The sequence below is a fragment of the Bradyrhizobium sp. SZCCHNRI3052 genome (genome assembly GCF_032484895.1).
In the GTDB taxonomy this organism is placed as follows: domain Bacteria; phylum Pseudomonadota; class Alphaproteobacteria; order Rhizobiales; family Xanthobacteraceae; genus Bradyrhizobium.
This window is the reverse complement of record NZ_JAUETW010000014.1, coordinates 1-18450: the sequence shown is the minus strand read 5'-3', so window position 1 is coordinate 18450 and position 18450 is coordinate 1. Positions and strand designations below refer to the sequence as shown.

General features: G+C 66.5%; 18 protein-coding genes and 1 pseudogene. 8 read left to right on the top strand and 11 right to left on the bottom strand.

Features of this window, described 5'->3' with window-relative positions; genetic code table 11:
- Nucleotides 1–25 precede the first annotated feature (25 nt).
- A complete protein-coding gene (locus tag QW887_RS28785) occupies nucleotides 26–811 on the bottom strand; it encodes a Crp/Fnr family transcriptional regulator (protein WP_315752353.1) in 786 nt (261 codons plus the stop codon).
- A 74-nt stretch (nucleotides 812–885) separates the two neighbouring features.
- Nucleotides 886–1176 (bottom strand): gamma-butyrobetaine hydroxylase-like domain-containing protein, encoded by a 291-nt coding sequence (locus QW887_RS28780; RefSeq protein ID WP_315713523.1) that lies wholly within the window; start codon nucleotides 1174–1176, stop codon nucleotides 886–888.
- Between the two features lie 254 nt (nucleotides 1177–1430).
- Here QW887_RS28780 and QW887_RS28775 point away from each other — a divergent pair, with 254 nt between their 5' ends.
- From QW887_RS28775 to QW887_RS28745, 7 genes are all read left to right on the top strand, one after another.
- A complete protein-coding gene (locus tag QW887_RS28775) occupies nucleotides 1431–2204 on the top strand; it encodes a ferredoxin--NADP reductase (RefSeq protein ID WP_316195592.1) in 774 nt (257 codons plus the stop codon).
- A 111-nt stretch (nucleotides 2205–2315) separates the two neighbouring features.
- Entirely contained in the window at nucleotides 2316–4058 is a 1743-nt protein-coding gene (locus tag QW887_RS28770) for a fumarate reductase/succinate dehydrogenase flavoprotein subunit (RefSeq protein WP_316195590.1), read from the top strand.
- 21 nt (nucleotides 4059–4079) lie between these two features.
- Complete coding sequence (locus QW887_RS28765; protein ID WP_006609939.1) at nucleotides 4080–4313, top strand: ferredoxin family protein; 234 nt, start codon at nucleotides 4080–4082, stop codon at nucleotides 4311–4313.
- Between the two features lie 2 nt (nucleotides 4314–4315).
- Nucleotides 4316–5293 (top strand): HEAT repeat domain-containing protein, encoded by a 978-nt coding sequence (locus tag QW887_RS28760; protein WP_316195588.1) that lies wholly within the window; start codon nucleotides 4316–4318, stop codon nucleotides 5291–5293.
- 361 nt (nucleotides 5294–5654) lie between these two features.
- A complete protein-coding gene (locus QW887_RS28755; protein ID WP_316184072.1) occupies nucleotides 5655–7115 on the top strand; it encodes an aldehyde dehydrogenase family protein in 1461 nt (486 codons plus the stop codon).
- A gap of 210 nt (nucleotides 7116–7325) precedes the next feature.
- The gene (locus tag QW887_RS28750; protein WP_315713518.1) at nucleotides 7326–7730 is read left to right on the top strand and encodes a carboxymuconolactone decarboxylase family protein; all 405 of its coding nucleotides are present in this window, start codon (nucleotides 7326–7328) and stop codon (nucleotides 7728–7730) included.
- Complete coding sequence (locus QW887_RS28745) at nucleotides 7727–8620, top strand: NAD(P)-dependent oxidoreductase (RefSeq protein WP_315752358.1); 894 nt, start codon at nucleotides 7727–7729, stop codon at nucleotides 8618–8620. The genes QW887_RS28750 and QW887_RS28745 overlap by 4 nt, the downstream gene beginning before the upstream one ends.
- A 156-nt stretch (nucleotides 8621–8776) precedes the next feature.
- Here the strand turns inward: QW887_RS28745 and QW887_RS28740 are convergent, their stop codons facing one another.
- The 9 genes and pseudogenes from QW887_RS28740 to QW887_RS28700 form a co-directional block, all read right to left on the bottom strand.
- Complete coding sequence (locus QW887_RS28740; protein ID WP_315752359.1) at nucleotides 8777–9064, bottom strand: YciI family protein; 288 nt, start codon at nucleotides 9062–9064, stop codon at nucleotides 8777–8779.
- 66 nt (nucleotides 9065–9130) lie between these two features.
- Nucleotides 9131–10105 carry a sugar ABC transporter substrate-binding protein gene (locus QW887_RS28735; protein ID WP_316184069.1) on the bottom strand — a complete coding sequence of 325 codons (975 nt, stop codon included), beginning with the start codon at nucleotides 10103–10105 and terminating at the stop codon, nucleotides 9131–9133.
- A gap of 38 nt (nucleotides 10106–10143) precedes the next feature.
- Nucleotides 10144–11121: an ABC transporter permease gene (locus tag QW887_RS28730; protein WP_316169848.1), complete on the bottom strand. Its 978-nt coding sequence runs from the start codon at nucleotides 11119–11121 to the stop codon at nucleotides 10144–10146.
- Complete coding sequence (locus QW887_RS28725) at nucleotides 11118–12068, bottom strand: ABC transporter permease (RefSeq protein ID WP_316184067.1); 951 nt, start codon at nucleotides 12066–12068, stop codon at nucleotides 11118–11120. The genes QW887_RS28730 and QW887_RS28725 overlap by 4 nt, the downstream gene beginning before the upstream one ends.
- Entirely contained in the window at nucleotides 12061–13584 is a 1524-nt protein-coding gene (locus tag QW887_RS28720; RefSeq protein ID WP_316195586.1) for a sugar ABC transporter ATP-binding protein, read from the bottom strand. The genes QW887_RS28725 and QW887_RS28720 overlap by 8 nt, the downstream gene beginning before the upstream one ends.
- On the bottom strand, nucleotides 13581–14975 hold the full coding sequence (locus tag QW887_RS28715; RefSeq protein ID WP_315713656.1) for an FAD-linked oxidase C-terminal domain-containing protein: 1395 nt from the start codon (nucleotides 14973–14975) through the stop codon (nucleotides 13581–13583). Before QW887_RS28715 ends, QW887_RS28720 begins: the two co-directional genes overlap by 4 nt.
- A 63-nt stretch (nucleotides 14976–15038) precedes the next feature.
- Nucleotides 15039–15923: an intradiol ring-cleavage dioxygenase gene (locus QW887_RS28710; RefSeq protein WP_315713511.1), complete on the bottom strand. Its 885-nt coding sequence runs from the start codon at nucleotides 15921–15923 to the stop codon at nucleotides 15039–15041.
- Between the two features lie 13 nt (nucleotides 15924–15936).
- Nucleotides 15937–16839 (bottom strand): annotated as a pseudogene (locus tag QW887_RS28705) (NAD(P)-dependent oxidoreductase); the annotation flags it as partial.
- Nucleotides 16840–16907: 68 nt separating this feature from the next.
- A complete protein-coding gene (locus QW887_RS28700; RefSeq protein WP_315713510.1) occupies nucleotides 16908–17234 on the bottom strand; it encodes a Dabb family protein in 327 nt (108 codons plus the stop codon).
- Nucleotides 17235–17351: 117 nt separating this feature from the next.
- Here QW887_RS28700 and QW887_RS28695 point away from each other — a divergent pair, with 117 nt between their 5' ends.
- Nucleotides 17352–18281 (top strand): LysR family transcriptional regulator, encoded by a 930-nt coding sequence (locus QW887_RS28695; protein ID WP_315736697.1) that lies wholly within the window; start codon nucleotides 17352–17354, stop codon nucleotides 18279–18281.
- The last annotated feature ends 169 nt before the right edge of the window (nucleotides 18282–18450 follow it).

Genomic DNA, 18450 nt, shown 5'->3' with positions numbered 1-18450 from the left:
ACAGCCGCTTGCATGAGCAGGCCGGCTAATCCGCGGCCTGGCCGCGCATCTCGTCCAGGACGTCGGGCCGGCAGACCACGATCTGCGAACGCCTGGTGCGGACGATATTCTTTTCCTGCATCCGCTTGAGGCTGATCGTCACCCACTGCCGCGTCGCCCCGACCATGTGGGCGATGTCGGCATGGGTGAAGGCCGCGGCAATGACCTTGCCGTCGGGATCATCCACGCCATAGAGGTCGACGAGATGCAGCAGCAGATGAGCGAGCCGCTCGGTGATCGAACGCGTCCCCAGCATTTGGGCCAGGGCGGAGTAGCATTTTCCCTTGAAGCTCAACCCTTCGATCAGTCCGATCGCGAGATTGGGGATCTCCGCCACCAGCGTTCGCAGCTCCTTGCCGGGAAGCTGGATCACGCTGGCATTGCTGGCGGCGATGCCGGACCATTGATGCACGCCGGTGTCGAACACCTCGGGACCGCCGACGAAATTGCCGACATGCCAATAGGCCAGCGTGATCTCGCGCCCCTGCGGCGACGTATAGAACACGCGGATGCGGCCGCTCTCGACCAGGAAGATGCCGTCGTGCCTGGCGCCCTGGCTGAACAGCGTCTGGCCGCGGTTCAGCACCTTGCGGCGGCCCTGCTTGAGCACCTGCTCACGCTCGCGCAGGCTGAGCCTTTCGATCAGCGACGGCGGGCCGCCGATGGATTGCTGGCTTTCGGTGAGCAGGAGCGACGAACTGGTCACCGCGCGCGCTGACGTCATGGGAGAGGGCACGGCGTCCGCAGCTGATTTGGCTGCCTGCAGCAACATGTCTTGCCTCCGCATTGATCATACTGATCAGAAGCGGAGCAATGTTCGTGCCATCTGTCACCGCGCGACGCACCTCAGGCGGCAACGAGTTCCCAAAGGTATGATTTCGGATAGATGCCGCGATTGTGGCCGTCGGAAAACGCGATGTTCAAGCCGTAACCGAGATCTCCGACCCCGACGATGCCGATCCCGGGAAACTGCGCCGGGAAGCGGCCGTCGAGGCGGGCCCGCCTGCAATGCGCGCACATGCAGGACAGCCGCAGCCGTTCGGCGGACAGCTCCGCGGGAGCGCCGCCGGCATTCCGCAGCCGTAACGACGCCAGGTCGGGACTGACTTCGCTGTTGAGGGTATCGGCTGGAATCATGGCGCCTCCTGGTTGTGCCGAAGCCGGCGTCGTCACGCTAGGGGAGACGGACCGGGGCCCCCAGCAACTAATTGCCTTGTTCGACGGAATGTGGAGCGCGAGGTGCTTCGTTGCCGCGCGCTCGCCTTCCCGCGGAACAATCTTTGCAACTAATCCACCGCCGCGGCGCGTTCGAAATTGCCGAACCGCGCCGTTTCCGCGACATCGTCGTCAGCAACCGCCACACGGCGCGCCCCGCGCCTCAGGAGACGACGATGAGCGCTTTTCAGACCGAGACGGTGTTGTCGGTCCGGCACTGGACCGATTCGCTGTTCAGCTTCACCGCCACGCGGGATCCCGGCTTCCGCTTCCAGAACGGGCAGTTCGCGATGATCGGGCTCGAGGTCGACGGCCGGCCGCTGATGCGCGCCTACAGCATGGCGAGCGCCAATCACGAGGAGGAGCTGGAATTCTTCAGCATCAAGGTGGCGGACGGGCCGCTGACCTCCCGGCTGCAGAAGATCAAAGAGGGCGATCGCATCCTGGTGGGGCGCAAGGCGACGGGAACGCTGATCGCGGGCAACCTGATTCCGGGCAGGCGTCTGCTGCTGCTGTCGACCGGCACCGGGCTGGCGCCGTTCGCCAGCCTGGTCAAGGATCCCGACATCTACGAGACCTACGAGACCATCGTGCTGGCCCATGGCTGCCGCCAGGTCTCGGAGCTCGCCTATGGCGAGCAGCTCGTCGATGGCCTGCGCGGCCACGAATTCTTTGGACCGCTGGTCCGGAACCGGCTGCTTCATTACCCCACGGTGACCCGCGAGCCGTTCCGCAACCGCGGCCGCATCACCGAACTGATCGCATCGGGGCAGATGTTCGCCGACATCGGCGGGCCCGACCTCGATGTCGAGACCGACCGCATCATGCTCTGCGGCAGCCCGGCGATGTTGGCCGAGCTCCAGGCCATGCTGGAGGGGCGCGGCTTCGTCGAAGGCAACCACAGCACGCCCGGCCATTTCGTGGTCGAGAAGGCGTTCGTCGAGCGCTGACTGGCCGGCGCGAAGAAATGCGCTCAGGCGACAACTAATTGCTATCGCCGGGTGCCCCGCTGAACAAGTCTGATCCGGACCGGTGTGACCCCGGCCAAGCAGGAGCTTAGAATGGCAATGGATGAGATCGTCGACGGCCTCTCGGAGGTGTCCTGCGACGTGCTGGTGATCGGCGGCGGCACCGCCGGTCCGATGGCTGCCCTGAAGGCCAAGTTGAAGAATCCCAAGGCGAACGTCGTTCTGCTGGAGAAGGCGAACGTCAAGCGCTCCGGCGCGATCTCGATGGGCATGGACGGCCTGAACAACGCCGTCATCCCCGGCTATGCAACGCCGGAGCAATACACCAAGGAGATCACGATCGCCAATGACGGCATCGTCGATCAGAAGGCGGTCTACAAATACGCCCAGAGCTGCTACGGGATCATCGAGGAGCTCGACAGCTTCGGCATCCGCTTCCTCAAGAACGAGAACGGCGACTATGCCGTCAAGAAGGTGCACCACATCGGCACCTACGTGCTGCCGATGCCGAACGGCGAGACCGTCAAGAAGGCGCTATATCGGCAACTGCGCCGCGCACGCATCCTGATCTCCAACCGCTACATGGCGACGCGGCTCTTGAAGTCGAGCGATGGCCGCATCGCCGGCGCCGTCAGCGTCAACACCCGCACCGCCGAGATGCTGGTGATCAAGGCCAAGGCCGTAATCCTGTGCATGGGCGCGGCGGGACGGCTCGGCCTGCCGACCTCTGGATACATGTTCGGCACCTATGAGAACGCCGCCAATTCCGGCGACGGCTATGCGATGGCCTATCACGCGGGCGCGGCGCTCGCCAATCTCGAATGCTTCCAGATCAATCCGCTGATCAAGGACTACAACGGTCCGGCCTGCGCCTATGTCGCCGGTCCCTTCGGTGCCTATACCGCCAACAACGAGGATCGCCGCTTCATCGAATGCGACTATTGGTCCGGCCAGATGATGCTGGAGTTCTACAACGAGCTGCTGTCGGGCAAGGGGCCGGTCTTCCTGCAGCTCAAGCACCTGCACGACAAGACCATCGAGGAGATCGAGCACACCCTGCACAAGGTCGAGCGCCCCACGCGCGGACTGTTCCAGGAGGGCCGCGGCGTCGACTACCGCAAGGAGTCGATCGAGATGCACATCTCCGAGATCGGCTTCTGCTCGGGCCACAGCGCGTCGGGCGTGTTCGTCGACGACAATGCCCGCACGACCGTCCCCGGGCTCTATGCGGCCGGCGACATGGCCAGCGTTCCGCACAACTACATGCTGGGCGCATTCACCAACGGTTCGTTCGCCGGGCTTGATGCGATGGAGTTCGCCGACAATCATGATTTCGGCGACATCGATGCCGCCGAGATCGCGCTGGAGCGCGAGCGCGTGCTGGCGCCGACGAAGCGCGAGGACGGCATTCCGCCGAACCAGATCGAGTACAAGACGCGGCGCCTGGTCAACGACTATCTGCAGCCGCCGAAGGTGACGCGGAAGTACGAGCTCGGGATGCGCCGGCTCGCCGAGGTCCGCGAGGACATGCAGGAGCGCATGATCGCGCGCAACGCGCATGAACTGCTGCGCGCACTGGAGGTGCAGTCGATCATGGATTGCGCGGACATGGCCGCCCATGCCTCGCTGTTCCGCGAGGAGAGCCGCTGGGGACTCTATCACTGGCGCACCGATTTTCCGGAGAAGGACAACGAGAACTGGTTCTGCCACACGCTGCTGAGCAAGCAGGACGGCCGCATGACCAGCGAGAAGCGGGCGGTGCAGCCCTATGTCGTGCCCATCGCGGACGACGAGAAGGACCTCTACGACAAGCAGCGCATCCGCGCCAGCGCCTGACGATCAGAAGGAGAACGAGACATGCCTCTTGCAACCTATCAGACGTCGGTCCCGGTCGTCGTTGACGACGCCAAATGCATCGCCGACAAGGGCTGCACGGTCTGCGTCGACGTCTGCCCGCTCGACGTGCTCAGGATCAGCGACATGACCGGCAAGGCGTTCATGGCCTATGACGAATGCTGGTACTGCATGCCCTGCGAGGCGGATTGCCCGACCGGCGCCGTCACCGTCAACATTCCCTATCTGTTGAGGTGATCATGTCGAGCCCGTTCGAATCCTACGACGATCTCGACGACGCCGACGAACGGCTCGGTGCCGCCGATCCGGCGGAGCGGCGGGTCGCCATCATCGCGTTGGGACATTCCGGCGATCCCGCCGCGGTCGCGCATCTGGCGAAGATGGTGGCCGATCCCGACGCCGGCGTGCGCCAGCAGGTCGCCATGGCGCTCGGCGAGTTCGATGGACCGGAGGCGGCGGAGGCGCTGGTCCAATTGCTCGTCGATCCCGAGCGGATCGTCGCATCGGCAGCCGCCGACAGTCTCGCCGAGTTCAAGGATCCCGCTTCGGCCGACGCCATCCTGACGCTGGTGAAGCATGCCCATGCCTTCGTCCGGATGGGCGCGCTGCGCGCGCTGAAGGAGCTGCGGCGCAAGGATACGCTCAAGCCGGCGCTGGAGGCGCTGCAGGATCCGGATGCCGCGGTCCGCGTGCAGGCGATCGGCGTCATCGGCTTCCTCAAGCTCGAGGAGTCGATTCCGGCGCTGACGGCGCTGATCAGTGATCCCGATGCGCATGTCCGGCGCGCGGCGGTCAGCGCGCTCGCCTTCTCGCACATGAAGATCGCCGCGGAGACCATCACACGCGCGCTCAAGGATTCCGACTGGATGGTGCGGGAGATGGCGGCCGAGACGCTCGGGCTCAACGTCAATGGTGCCGTCGCCGCAGATCCGTTGATCGCCTGCCTGGCGGATGAGTTCTGGCAGGTGCGCCTGAAGGCGATCCGCAGCCTCGGACGCATGAAGGTGCCGCATGCGGTGCGGCCGATCGGCCAATGCATCACCCACGAGCAGGCCAATCTGCGCAAGGAGGCGGCGGCTGCGCTCGGCGAGATCGCTGCGCCCGACGGCGAGCCGTACCTCGCGCTGGTCGCCGACGATCTCGATCCCGACGTGCGCAAGAATGCGAGATGGGCGCTGCACCAGATCGCGGCGAGCAAGGCGAGAACCGGCGCGTAATCGCGCGCCGGCCACGAGCGTTCCCGACCGCATGGCGGACCGGGCGGTCAGCCAGATGACGAGCCTTGCGACGATCATGTCGCGGCCGATCGCGCGCGAGCCCCGCAGGGCCGCGCGCCGCACGTTCTCGTGCGCCCCACGTCCCGTTCTGGACGGCTCCCGGATTGTCTGACAGAAACGTCGGACGCATCCATCGGGCATCATGACCGCTGCAGCGCAAACGGAGAGAGGGGCCGGTCAGTCCGGCCCTGGTGACACGCCTCCATTGCCGACCGGCTGTCGCGCGGCCGCGAGGGGATGCGCCGTGCCGAGGTCTGATATGACCCGCGGACGAGCTGCAAAGAGAAGCCGGAGAGCTGCCATGAACGCCAATGTCAAACTGCCTGCCGCCAAGGGCGTCTTCATCGACAACAAGTGGCAGCCCGCGCAGTCGGGCCGCAGCATTGCGATGCTGGCGCCGGCGACCGGACAGGTGATCGCCTCGATTGCCGCCGGTGACGCGGCCGACATCGATCTTGCCGTGGCGGCGGCGCGCCGCGCGCTGGAAGGCCCGTGGGGCCGGCTCGCCGCGGTGGACCGCGGGCGCCTGTTGTCGAAGCTCGGCCGCCTCGTCGAGGACAATGCCGAGGAGCTGGCGAAGCTCGAAGCGGCCGATACCGGCAAGCCGATGAAGCAGGCCAAGGCGGACGTCGTCGCCGTCGCGCGCTATTTCGAATATTACGGCGGCGCCGCCGACAAGGTGCATGGCGACACCATCCCGTTCCTCGACGGCTTCTTCGTCACCACGGTGTACGAGCCGCTCGGCGTCACCGGCCACATCATTCCCTGGAACTATCCGGGCCAGATGTTCGGTCGCACCGTCGCGCCGGCGCTGGCGATGGGCAACGCGACCGTGATCAAGCCGGCCGAGGAGGCCTGTCTGGTGCCGCTGCGTCTTGCCGAGCTCGCGGCGGAAGCCGGCTTCCCGGCCGGTGCGATCAATGTCGTGCCGGGTCTTGGCGAGGAGGCGGGTGCGGCGCTGTCGGCGCATGACGGCATCGATTTCATCTCCTTCACCGGCAGCCCGGAGGTCGGCACGCTGGTGCAGACGGCGGCCGCGAGGAACCACATCGGCTGCACGCTCGAACTCGGCGGCAAGTCGCCGCAGATCGTGTTCGCCGACGCCGATCTCGATGCCGCGCTGACCTCGGTGGCCGCGGCGATCGTGCAGAACGCCGGCCAGACCTGCTCGGCCGGCTCGCGCGTGCTGGTGGAGCGCTCGATCTGGGACCGCTTCCTGGCCGACCTCACGCTCCGCTTCGAGAAGATCACGGCCGGCACGCCGGAGATGGATCTCGATCTTGGTCCGGTCATCAGCGCGGTCCAGAAGACGCGGATCGAAAACATGCTGGCGCGTGCCGAAAGCGGCGGCGCCAGGCGCGTGGCGACCGGCAGGATCGCCGAGGGCGTGCCGAGCGAGGGCTTCTATGTGGCGCCGGCGCTGTATCAGCACGTCGCGCGCGACTCCGAGCTGGCGCGCGAGGAGGTGTTCGGTCCGGTGCTGGCGGCGATGCCGTTCGACGACGAGGCCGACGCCGTCAGGCTCGCCAACGCCACCGATTTCGGCCTGGTCGCCGGCGTCTGGTCGGGCGACGGCTCGCGAGCGATGCGCGTCGCGCGCAAGGTCAAGGTCGGCCAGATGTTCGTCAATGGCTACGGCGCCGGCGGCGGCATCGAGCTGCCGTTCGGCGGCATGAAGAAATCGGGACACGGCCGCGAGAAGGGTTTCGAGGCGCTGTACGAGCTTGCCGCGATGAAGACCCTGATCGTCAAGCACGGCTAGCGGATTCGCATCTCCGATCAATTCCGCCGTGCGGACGTCACTGACAATGCCGCCCGGCGTTGTTGTTGTCAGTCCGCGCGGCGAGGCGCCAGAGCATGATCCGGAAAAGTGGAAGCCGGTTTTCCCTCGCGACAAACGCCGAAGGCGTTTGCGCGGAGATCATGCTCAAACAACGAGATGACATCAGGGTTTGCAGAAGGAGACGAGTGGATGAGCGACGAAAAAGAACTGTTCGAGAAGGGCCTGAAGGTGCGCCGCGAGGTGCTCGGCGCGGCCTATGTCGATGGCAGCCTCGCCAAGGCCGACGACTTCATGATGGCCTTCCAGCACATCACCACCGAAATGTGCTGGGGCTATGCCTGGACCCGGCCAGGACTGGATCGCCGCACCCGCAGCATCATCAATCTCGCGATGCTGACCGCGCTCAGCAAGCCGAGCGAGCTGAAGCTGCACGTCAAGGGCGCGCTCACCAACGGCGTCACGGTCGACGAGATCAAGGAGATCCTGCTGCACGCGACCGTCTATTGCGGCATTCCCGCGGGCCTCGAGGCGTTCAAGGCCGCGCATGAGGTGCTGGTCGCGGAAGGTGCCATCGCCAAGAAGGACGGCGCATGAGCGCGCCGCAAAAGGTCCTGTTCGTCGGCATCGGCAACATGGGCTGGCCGATGGCCGCGCGCCTGCTCGGCGCCGGCTTTGCGGTCGCCGTCAATGACGCCGTGCCCGGGCGGGCTGCTGAGTTCGTCGCCAAGGTCGGCGGTGTCGAGGCCGGCGACCTCGCGGCCGCGGCGGGGCAGGCGGATGTCATCATCACGATGCTGCCGACTAGCAAACATGTCGCGGACGCCGTCGGCGCGCTGCGCGCCGGCCTGACGCGCGATCACATCGTCATCGACATGAGCTCCGGCGCGCCGGCGGCGACGCAGGCGATCGCCGCCGATCTCGCCCCGCTCGGCGTCACCATGCTCGATGCGCCGGTCAGTGGCGGCGTGCCGCGCGCCGTGACCGGCGAGCTCGCGATCATGGCCGGCGGCGAGCCGGGCGCGCTCGACCGCGTCGAGCCGCTGTTGCGCGCCATGGGCACCACGATCCACCGCATCGGCGGCCTCGGCTCGGGCCAGGCGATGAAGGCGCTCAACAACCTCGTCTCGGCCGGTGGCTTCCTGATCGGCGTCGAGGCGCTGCTGATCGGCCAGCAGTTCGGCATCGACCCCGGCCTGATGACCGACGTGCTCAACGCCTCGACCGGCATGAACAACTCGACGCAGAAGAAGTTCAAGCAGTTCGTGCTGTCGCGCCAATTCAACAGCGGCTTCGGGCTCGACCTGATGGTGAAGGACCTGTCGATCGCGCTCGAGGTCGCGCGTGCCGCCGGCGTCGCCGCGCCGTTCTCCAACCTCTGCCGCGAGCTCAGCGCCAGCGCGCAGGGGATGCTCGGACCCGGGCAGGATCACACGGCGCTGGCGAAGCTGAGCGAGGCGCTGGCCGGCGTCGAGCTGAAGGGGTGACTGGTACTACTGCGTCGCAACCACCGTCATTCCGGGGCAAGGCCGCGGGCCTTGAACCCGGAATCTCGAGATTGTTTTGCGTCCACACCTGACAATTTCCAGATTCCGGGTGACGGCGGAAACTGCAACTGCTGAGATCCGCGTGACGCAGTCGGATTAACCCTGGCGCCGCAGGAACCCGGTGATCGTCACCTTCTCCCAGATCCCGGCCGCGGCAAACGGGTCGGCGCGGTTGAACGCTTCGACCTCGGCGCGGCCGGGAGCCTCGACCAGGAACAGGCTGCCGATCATCGTCGAACCATCGTCGGAGACGAGCGGGCCGGACATCACGATGGTGACGGGCAGGCGGGCGCTGTCACCGAGATAGGCCTTGTGCGCGTCGTAGTTGGCAAGCCGGACCGGCAGCGCGTCCCGCTTGTCGAGCGCGTGAATCGCAAACAGCATGAATTCTCTCCGCAAGTTGAAGCAGGACGGCTGCGTGCCGTCCTGCTTCCGGACTGATGGCTGATCCTATTTCGCGCTGAGCTTGCCTGCATCCTCGAAGCTCGGGCAGGTGCGCTGCTCCAGCGACACGTCGAACGGCTGATAATTGTCCTTGGTGATGACGGTCGGTTTCAGCACGATCTCGTTGATGACGGGCTGGCCGCGCAATGCGCGGACGGCCATCATGGTGCCGAGGCAGCCCTGGGCGAAGCCGTTGTAGTCGCCGCTGGCGAGCAGCTTGCCGGACTTGATGGCGTCGATCGCCTCCTTGGTGCCGTTGATGCCGATCACCTGCGCCTTGCGGCCGGCGCCGTCCAGCGCCTCGATCGCGCCGACCGCCATGGCGTCGTTGGCGGCGAGCACGCCGTCGATCTGCGCATTGGACTGCATCAGGTTCTCCATCACCTGCAGGGCCTGCAGGCGCTGATAGTTGCCGGGCTGCGACGCCAGCAGCTTGGCGCCGGGGTTCTCCTTGAGCGCGTCGTTGAAGCCGCGGACGCGGTCGACATTGGTCAGCGAGCCCTTGACGCCTTCGATGATGACGATGTTGCCCTTGCCGCCGAGCGTCTTGAGCAGGAAACGTCCGGTCTCAAGGCCCAGGCTGTAGTCGTCGGCGCCGACGAAGGCGACGAACTTGCCGCCGGCGGAGCGGTCGGTGATGTTGACGACGGGGATCTTGGCGTCGTTGATCTTCTCGACCCCGGGCACCATCGCCTTGTAGTCGACCGGCGTGAACACGATCGCGCTCGGCTTCTTCACCACGACGTCCTCGATCTGGCTGAGCTGCTCGGGGATCGAGTCCGGCTTGGTCGGGATGTAGTGCAGGATCTTGGCGTTGAGGACCTTCGCCATGTTGTCGGCGCCGACGCGCACCGTCTGGAAGAACGGATTGGTCTGGTTCTTGGTGAAGACGGCGATGGTCTCGCCGTCGGCGCGGGCCTGCGTCACGCCAGCGGCGATCAGAAGTGACAGAGCGAGACAGCGCGTGATCCGTTGTTGCATATCGTTTCCTTCCCTCGTTTTTTGGTTGTCTTCCAGGTTCATTGCGCCCGGCGCCGGGTCTTCATGTCGAGCCAGACGGCGACGATCACGATGATTCCGGTGACGAGCGGCTGCCAGTTGGCGCTGATCGCGAGCAGGTTCATGCCGTTCAGCACCAGCGTCAGGATCAGGGCGCCGATGAAGGTGCCGAACACCGTGCCGACGCCGCCGAACAGCGAGGTGCCGCCGATCAGCACCGCGGCAATGGCCGGCAAGGTCAGGCTCTCGCCGATGTCGGCTTCGGCCGAGTTGAGCCGCGACAGGAAGATGATGGAGGCGAGCCCGGCCATGGTGCCGGAGACGGTGTAGACGAGCAGCAGCCGGCGCGCGACCGGAATGCCGGACAGCCGGGCCGCGACCGGATTGGCGCCGATGGCGTAGATCTCCTGGCCCCAGATCGTGCGTTGCGCGAAGAACGATCCGATCGCGAGAAACACCAGCAGCAGATAGACCGGGATCGGCAGCCCGAGCAGGTAGCCGCTGCCGATCTGGCGGAAGCCCGCGGGAAAGCCGTGGATCGTCTCGCCCGCCATGTACCAGTAGGTGACGCCGTTCAGCACCCAGAGCATGCCGTAGGTGGCGATGAAGGAGGGGATGCGCAGCGCCGTGACCATGAAGCCATTGAGGAAGCCGACGCTGCCGCCGGCGAGCAGCCCGGTCAGGATCCCGAGTGCGGGCGAGCCGGTCTGATGGATCACGGTGCCGGCGAGACACGCCGACAAGGCAACGTTGGCGCCGACCGACAGATCGAGGCCGGCGGTCAGCACCACCAGGGTGAGGCCGGAGGCGATGAAGAAGGTCAGGCTCGCCTGCCTGAGCACGTTGAGGATGTTGCCGAGGCTGAGGAAGGAGTCGCTCAGCACGGTCAGCGCCGCGCAGATCAGCAGCGCGGCGAGCATCCGATAGAACACCTGCGCGGCGTTCTGCGACAGGAGCGAGCGCGGCGGCGGCAGCGTGTCCTTGGCGATGTCGGTCATGACCGGCTCCGCAGGCCGTCGAGGAACATCGCGATGATGACCAGCGCGCCGACGCTTGCGACCTGCACCGAGGACGGCAGCGACACCAGGTTGAGACCGTTGCGCAGCACGCCGACGGCGACGACGCCGAGCACGGTGCCGAGCAGCCAGCCATTGCCGCGCTCGAACGAGGTGCCGCCGACCGCGACCGCCGCGATGGCGTCGAACTCCATCCCGAGCCCTGCGGTCGGATGTCCCGAATTCATCCGCGCGGTCATCAGCAGACCGGCGATGCCCGCCATCGTGCCGCCGATCGCGTAGACCGCGATCAGGAGTCGTGTCGGCGACAGGCCGGCATAGCGCAGCGCTTCGCGATTGCCGCCGAGCGCGAAGATGTAGGTGCCGAACCTGGTGTGATAGAGCAGGCCGTGAAACGCAGCGTAGGTCAAAAGCCCCATCACGATCGGCACGGGGATGCCGAGCAGCGTCGCCGAATAGATGTCGCGCACGCCGTGGGGAATGCCGACCACGCTCTGGCCGTCGCTCACGATCAGCGACAGGCCCTGCGCCATGCCGAGCGTGGCGAGCGTCGCCACGAACGGCGGAATCCCGACGATCGTGACCAGCCAGCCATTGACGGTGCCGAACGCCGCGCCGACCAGCACCGCGGCGCCGAGGCCCAGCAGCACGGACTTGGTCGCGAGCGAGACGATGGCGACGCAGAGCGATGTCAGCGTCAGCACCGCGCCCATCGAGAGGTCGAGCCCTTCGGTCATGATGATCAGGGTCATCGGCAGCGCGAGCATGGTCAGGATCGTCGACTGCACCAGCACGTTGGACAGGTTCGCGGCCGACAGGAAGCCCGGCGCGATCGCGCCGAACAGCGCGATCAACAGCACCAGCACGATCGCCACGCCCGGGATGCGCTGTAAGGTCCGGAGCGGCGAGACGATGGTGGCGTCACTCATCATGCATCCCCAGTCGCACGATATTCTCCTCGGTCAGCTCGCTGCGCGCCAGGTGCCCGGCGATGCGGCCTTCGCGCATGACATAGGCGCGGTCGCAGACGTGGCAGATCTCGATCTGCTCGGACGAGATCATCAGCGCGGCCGCGCCATCGGCGACCAGCCGGTCGATCAGCGCGAAGATCTCGGACTTGGCGCCGACGTCGATGCCGCGCGTCGGCTCGTCGAAGATGAACAGCCTGGCGCCTGCCGCCAGCCACTTGCCGATCACGACCTTCTGCTGGTTGCCGCCGGAGAGCAGGCCGACCGTCTGCCGCGCATTCGGTGTTGCGATGCGCAATTGCCGGATCAGCCCGTCCGCCGTGCGCTGTGCGCCGCGGGGATCGTAGAGCCCGCTGGGAAACAGCTTCTTCAGCGCCGAGACCACGAGGTTGTCGCCGACCGAGCGCAGCAGCGCCAGGCCCTCGCTCTTGCGGCTCTCGGGGATCAGCGCGATGCCGCGGCGGGCCGCGACGTCGGGCTCGCCCGCGATCGGCTTGCCGTCGAAGATGATCTCGCCTTCGCTGACCGGATCGGCGCCGAAGATCGCGCGCGCCACCTCGGTGCGGCCGGAGCCGACGAGGCCGCACAGGCCGACGATCTCGCCCCGCCGCACCTCGATGTTGATGTCGGCAATGCCGGTCGGCGCGCTCAGTCCCCTGACCTCGAGCACGAGCTCGCCGGGCGTTTCCGCGAAATGGCGCGGATAGCTCATGTCGATATTGCGCCCGACCATCATGCGCACGAGCTGGTCGGGGGTGACGTCGGCGGGCCTGATATCGTCGATGCGGCGGCCGTCGCGCAGCACGGTGATGCGGTCGCCGAGCGCGAACACCTCGGCCATGCGGTGCGAGATGTAGACGATGGCGACGCCGTCCGCCTTCAGCCGCCTGATCAGTGCGAACAGCAGCTCCGCCTCGCGGTCGGACAGCGCCGCCGTCGGTTCGTCCATCACCAGGATCCGCGCATTCTGGCTGATCGCTTTCGCAATCTCGACCATCTGCTGCTGCGCGACGCCGAGCGTGTCGACGATGACAGAGGGATCGATGTCGAAACCGATGCTGTCGAGCACGCGCTTGGCGTCGGCCAGGATCTTGCGGCGATCGATGGTGCCGGGGAGCCGGCCTCTGGGTTCGCGGCCGAGATAGATGTTCTGCGCGATGTCGAGGAACGGCACCAGCGAGAATTCCTGGAAGATGACGGCGATGCCGAGCTTCTGCGCGTCGGCCGTCGATGATATCTCGACCTTCTCGCCCTTGGAGGTGATCTCGCCCGCATCGGCGCTGTAGGCGCCGCACAGCACCTTCATCAGGCTGGACTTGCCGGCGCCGTTCTCGCCGAGCAGCATGTGGACCTCGCCCGGGTAGATGGCGAACGAGACGTCGTCCAGCGCCTTGACGCCGGGAAACGACTTGCTGATGCCGCGCAGCTCCAGCAGCGGCGCGGGCGATGGAGCTGCAATGGCGGCTGCGGCGGTCATGCGTACGCTCCGCCGGCAAAGATCTTGCCCGGATTCATCAGGCCGCCGGGATCGAGCGCGGCCTTGATGGCGCGCATTACCGCGACGGCTTCGCCGAGCTCGTCCCGGAGATAGTCGACCTTGCCGAGGCCGATGCCGTGCTCGCCGGTGCAGGTGCCGTCCATCGCGATCGCGCGCGCCACCATGCGCGCCTGCAGCGCCTTGGCGCCGGCGAGCTCGTTCTCATCGTTGGGATCGACCAGGATCAGCATGTGGAAGTTGCCGTCGCCGACATGGCCGACGATCGGCGCAAGGAAACCGTTGGCGTCGGCGTCCCGGCGCGTCTCGATCAGGCATTCGGCCAGCCGCGAGATCGGCACGCAGACATCGGTGATGACGGCGCGCGCGCCGGGCCGCAGGCCGAGGCCGGCGTACAGCGTATTGTCGCGCGCGTGCCACAGCCGGCTGCGGTCCTCGGCCGCCTTCGCCCAGGCGAAGCCGCGGCCGTCATGCTCGGTCGCGATCGCTTCGGCGGTCTGCGCCTGCTCGGCGACGGCGGCCTCGGAGCCGTGGAATTCCAGGAACAGGGTCGGCGTCTCCCGGTAGCCGAGCTTGGAATAGGCGTTGATGCCGCGCATCATGACGTCGTCGACGAGCTCGATGCGGGCGGCGGGGACGGCCGACTGGATCAGCGCGATCGCGGTGTCGACCGCGTCATGCAGGGTGGGGAAGCTGCAGGTCGCGGCCGAGATCGCCTGCGGCACGGGATGCAGCTTCAGCGTGATCTCGGTGATCACCCCGAGCGTCCCCTCCGCGCCGACGAACAGCCGGGTGAGATCGTAGCCGGCGGCGGATTTGCGCGCACGCTTCGCGGTGCGGATCACCCGGCCATCGGCCAGAACCACCTCCAATGCGAGGACGTTGTCCTTCATGGTGCCGTAGCGCACCGCCATGGTGCCGGAGGCGCGGGTCGAACTCATGCCGCCGATCGAGGCGTCCGCGCCGGGATCGATCGGAAAGAACAGGCCGGTCGTGCGCAGCTCCGCATTGAGCTGCTTGCGCGTGATGCCGGGCTGCACCACGACGTCCATGTCGGCGTCGTGCACGGCCAGCACCTTGTTCATGCGGGCGAAGTCGAAACAGACCCCACCCGCGACAGCCGCAGCGTTGCCTTCGAGCGACGTGCCGGCGCCGAACGGCACGATCGGCATGCCGGCCTCGGCGCACAGCCTGACGATGTCGGCGACCTCCTGCGTCGTCTCGGGAAACACGACGATGTCGGGCGGCATCGCCGGATAGTACGACTCGCTCCGGCCGTGCTGATCCAGCACGCCGCGCGCAAGACTCGCGCGTGGCCCGATCAGGCTCGAAAGCCGCTCGGCCAATGCACCGGTGCCGACCCGCAACTCCATCATTCCTCCCGTCCGCTTCCTCGACGATACCGGACTCTTGACGGTCCTTGTCGTCCGCTCAGCTCAAACCCGATTGGCGCGCTCCGCAAGCCGTTTCAGGCCGAAATCATAGTTGAGATGGAAATATCCCTGCGCGACCATGCGGCCATCTGGCGCACGACCCGGCGGGCAGCGCGCGAAGTCGCGGATCAGGCTGTCCTTGACGCCGAACACGACGTCGGAATCGAGATACTGATCACCGGCGACGAACACATGCGTCACCAGCCGTTCGAAGCCCGGCGCCGAGATCATGAAATGCACATGTGCCGGCCGCCACGGATGCCGTCCCTGCGCTGCCAGCATGTCGCCGACCGGCCCGTCATTGGGGATCGGATAGGCGGCGGGCTTGATCGACCAGAAATGGAAGCGGCCGTCGCCGTCGGTGTGGAAGCGCGCGCGCATGGCGAGATCGCCGATCTGCTCGAGCCGTTGCACGTCGTAATAGCCGTCGTCGTCGGAGTGCCAGACGTCGACCACGGCGCCTGCGAGCGGCGCGCCGTCCGCGCTCGACACCGAGCCGGTCACCAGCAGCGGATCGCCCTTCATCGGGCCCGAGATGTCGTCGCCGTTGGCGCGTTCCGGCGCCGCCTGGACGAAGAAGGGGCCGAGCACCGTGGTCTCGGTGGCGCCTTCCGGCACCGGATGATTGATGGCGTCGACCAGCATCGAAACGCCGAGCGTGTCCGACAACAGGATGAACTCCTGGCGCTTGTCGTCGCACATCCGGCCGGTGCGGGTCAGGAAGTCGATCCCGTATTCCCATTCCTGCTGGGTCGGACGGACCTCGCGCACGAAGGCATGGAGATGGCGCACCAGCGCCGCGCTGACCTGTTTGATCCGCGCATCACGCGCGCCCGCCAGGCGTTCGAGCACGGCATCTGTGATCGTGGTCTCGTTGAAGTTGCGCAAGAGGCGGCTCCTTTCAGAGGGGCTCGCCGAGCCCGGACAGCCGTTCGACATGCCGGACGGTGGCGAGGAAGTCGGTTGCGGCATCGCCCTGTGCGATCAGCGCGGCATAGGTCTCGCGCACCTGCGCCGCGAGCTGCAGCGGCACGCCGACGGCGTGGCCGGCGCCGAGAATGAGATCGAGATCCTTGGCCATCTGCGCGCAGGAGAACGTGGCGGCAAAGTCGCGTGCCAGCAGCGGCGCGGTCTTGTACTTCACCATCGGCGAGGCGACCGCGCTGTCGTGCAGCACCTGCAAGATGTCCGGCCAGGCGATGCCGCCCTTACGTGCCAATGCGAGGCTCTCGGCCATCATCGCCGCGGTCGTCGCGATCATCAGGTTGACGGCGAGCTTGGCGTAGCGTGCCTCTTCCGCCGCACCCAGATAGGTCTGCGCGCGTGTGAAGCTTGCCAGCAGCGGCGTGATCCGCGCGAAGGCCGCTTTCGGTCCGGATACGAAGCAGGTCAGCTCGCCGGTGTGGGCGATGCTGGCATTGCCGGAGATCGGCGTGCGCAGATAAGCGACGTCGCGGGCGGCCGTGGCGGCATCGACCTCGCTCGACGCATCGACGCCCACGGTGCTGGTCTCGATCAGGATCGCGCCGGTCGCCATGGCTGCGATCAGTCCGTTGCTGCCGAGCATCGCCGCGCGCAGTGCGGCGTCGTCGGGCAGCGACGAGATGACCACGGCATGGTCGCGCACCGCATCCGTCGCGGACGACGCGGCGGCCATGCCGAGCGCACGTGCCTCATCGAGCCGGGCGGCGTTGGGATCGAACGCGGTGACGTCATAGCCGGCCTTGACGAGCCGCGCCGCGATCGGCAGGCCGATCTTGCCGATGCCGATGAAGGCGAGGCGCTTATCAGGAAATGACATCGATGCCGTCCGTTGCTTGCTTCACGTGCCGGGCCCGCGGCCGGGCAGGCCGTCGAAGGTGAACGCCTCCGTCACGCGCGGGGCGCTGCAGCGATGGGATAATCGACCTGGAAGCGGCCGATCCTGAGGTCGCCGAGCTCCTCGCGCACGCGCAGGTGCTCGGGATGCGAGGCATAGGCCCGCAGCGCGGCGCTGCTGGCAAATTCGGAGAACAGGACGACGTCGCAGGCATAGTCGACGTCGCTGACATCGAGACCGACCTCGATGTGGGTCAGGCCGTCGATGCGGCCCTTGAGGCCCTCGAACAGGGTTTTGACCTTGAGCCGGGCCGCCGCGCGCTCGGCGGCCGTCTCGGCGCGCAGCCGCCACATCACGATGTGCCTGATCGGCCCCGTCATTCCAGCGTCCTCACCTGAGCTTTGTTCTTGGGCTTTGTTCTTGTCTGACGATTTTGCCTTGCAGGAAATGGAAATAAAGGACAAAAATTGTAACTCTGTTTTCCGTTTAGCGTAACAATGGACCGTCTGCTCCAACTCGAGGTGTTTTCCAAGACGGCCGAGCTGGGCAGCCTGTCCAAGGCCGCCGAGTCCTTACGGATGTCCAACGCCGCGGCGAGCCGGCATCTCAGCGCGCTGGAGGAACGGCTCGCGGTGCGCCTGATCGAGCGCAACACGCGCCGGCTCTGGCTGACCGAAGCCGGGCAGGAGCTGCTGCAGCGCTGCGGCCCGCTGCTCAACGAGCTGGCCGAGGCCGAGGACGCCGTCAGCGACCGCGCGCTGTCGCCGCAGGGCATGCTGCGCGTCACCAGCTCGCTGTCGTTCGCGACGATCTATCTCGCGCCGATGCTGCCGGCGTTTCGCGCGATGTATCCAAAGCTGAGCCTGCAGATCATCGCCGCCAACCGCTACCCGGATTTCATCGAGGCGGGCATCGACGTGGCGATCCGCACCCGCGAGCATGAGCCGGACTCGGGCATCGTCGTTCGCCGCATCGGGCAGATGCGGCGCGTGCTGGCGGCCGCGCCGTCCTATCTCGCGAGCCGTGGCTGTCCCGTCGTTCCCGGCGATCTGGTGCGCCACGACATGCTGATCTACAATCTTGCCAATGATCCGTATTCCCTGTCCCTGCGCAACGGCACGACAGCCCAGAGCATTCGGATCGCGCCGACGCTCGACAGCAATGACGGCCAGGTGATCAAGGGCGCCGCGCTTGCCGGGCTCGGCATCCTGATCCAGCCGCTCTACATCGTGCAGAGCGACATTCTGGCCGGCCGGCTGGTGCCGGTCCTGCTCGACTGGGAGCTGCCGCTCTTGACGATGAACATCGCCTACCAGAACCGCGTCAGGCTGCCGGCCAAGATCAGGGTGTTCGCCGATTTCCTCGTCGATCACATCCGGACCCATTCCGACCCGGGGATCTGGATCGAGCCGCCCAAGCCGGATTGAGCCGATGCCCGCGTGCGGGGGGAGGGTGGATCATGTTCTGAGAAAAATAATTACCTTGCTATTTTTCGGAAATCATGGTCTCTTGCGTGCAACCCGCCTCGAGCAGAGGGACGTACGCGTCGTCACGAACGTGGAGGTGGGCTGCGATGGACGTGACGGCTGTGCCAGA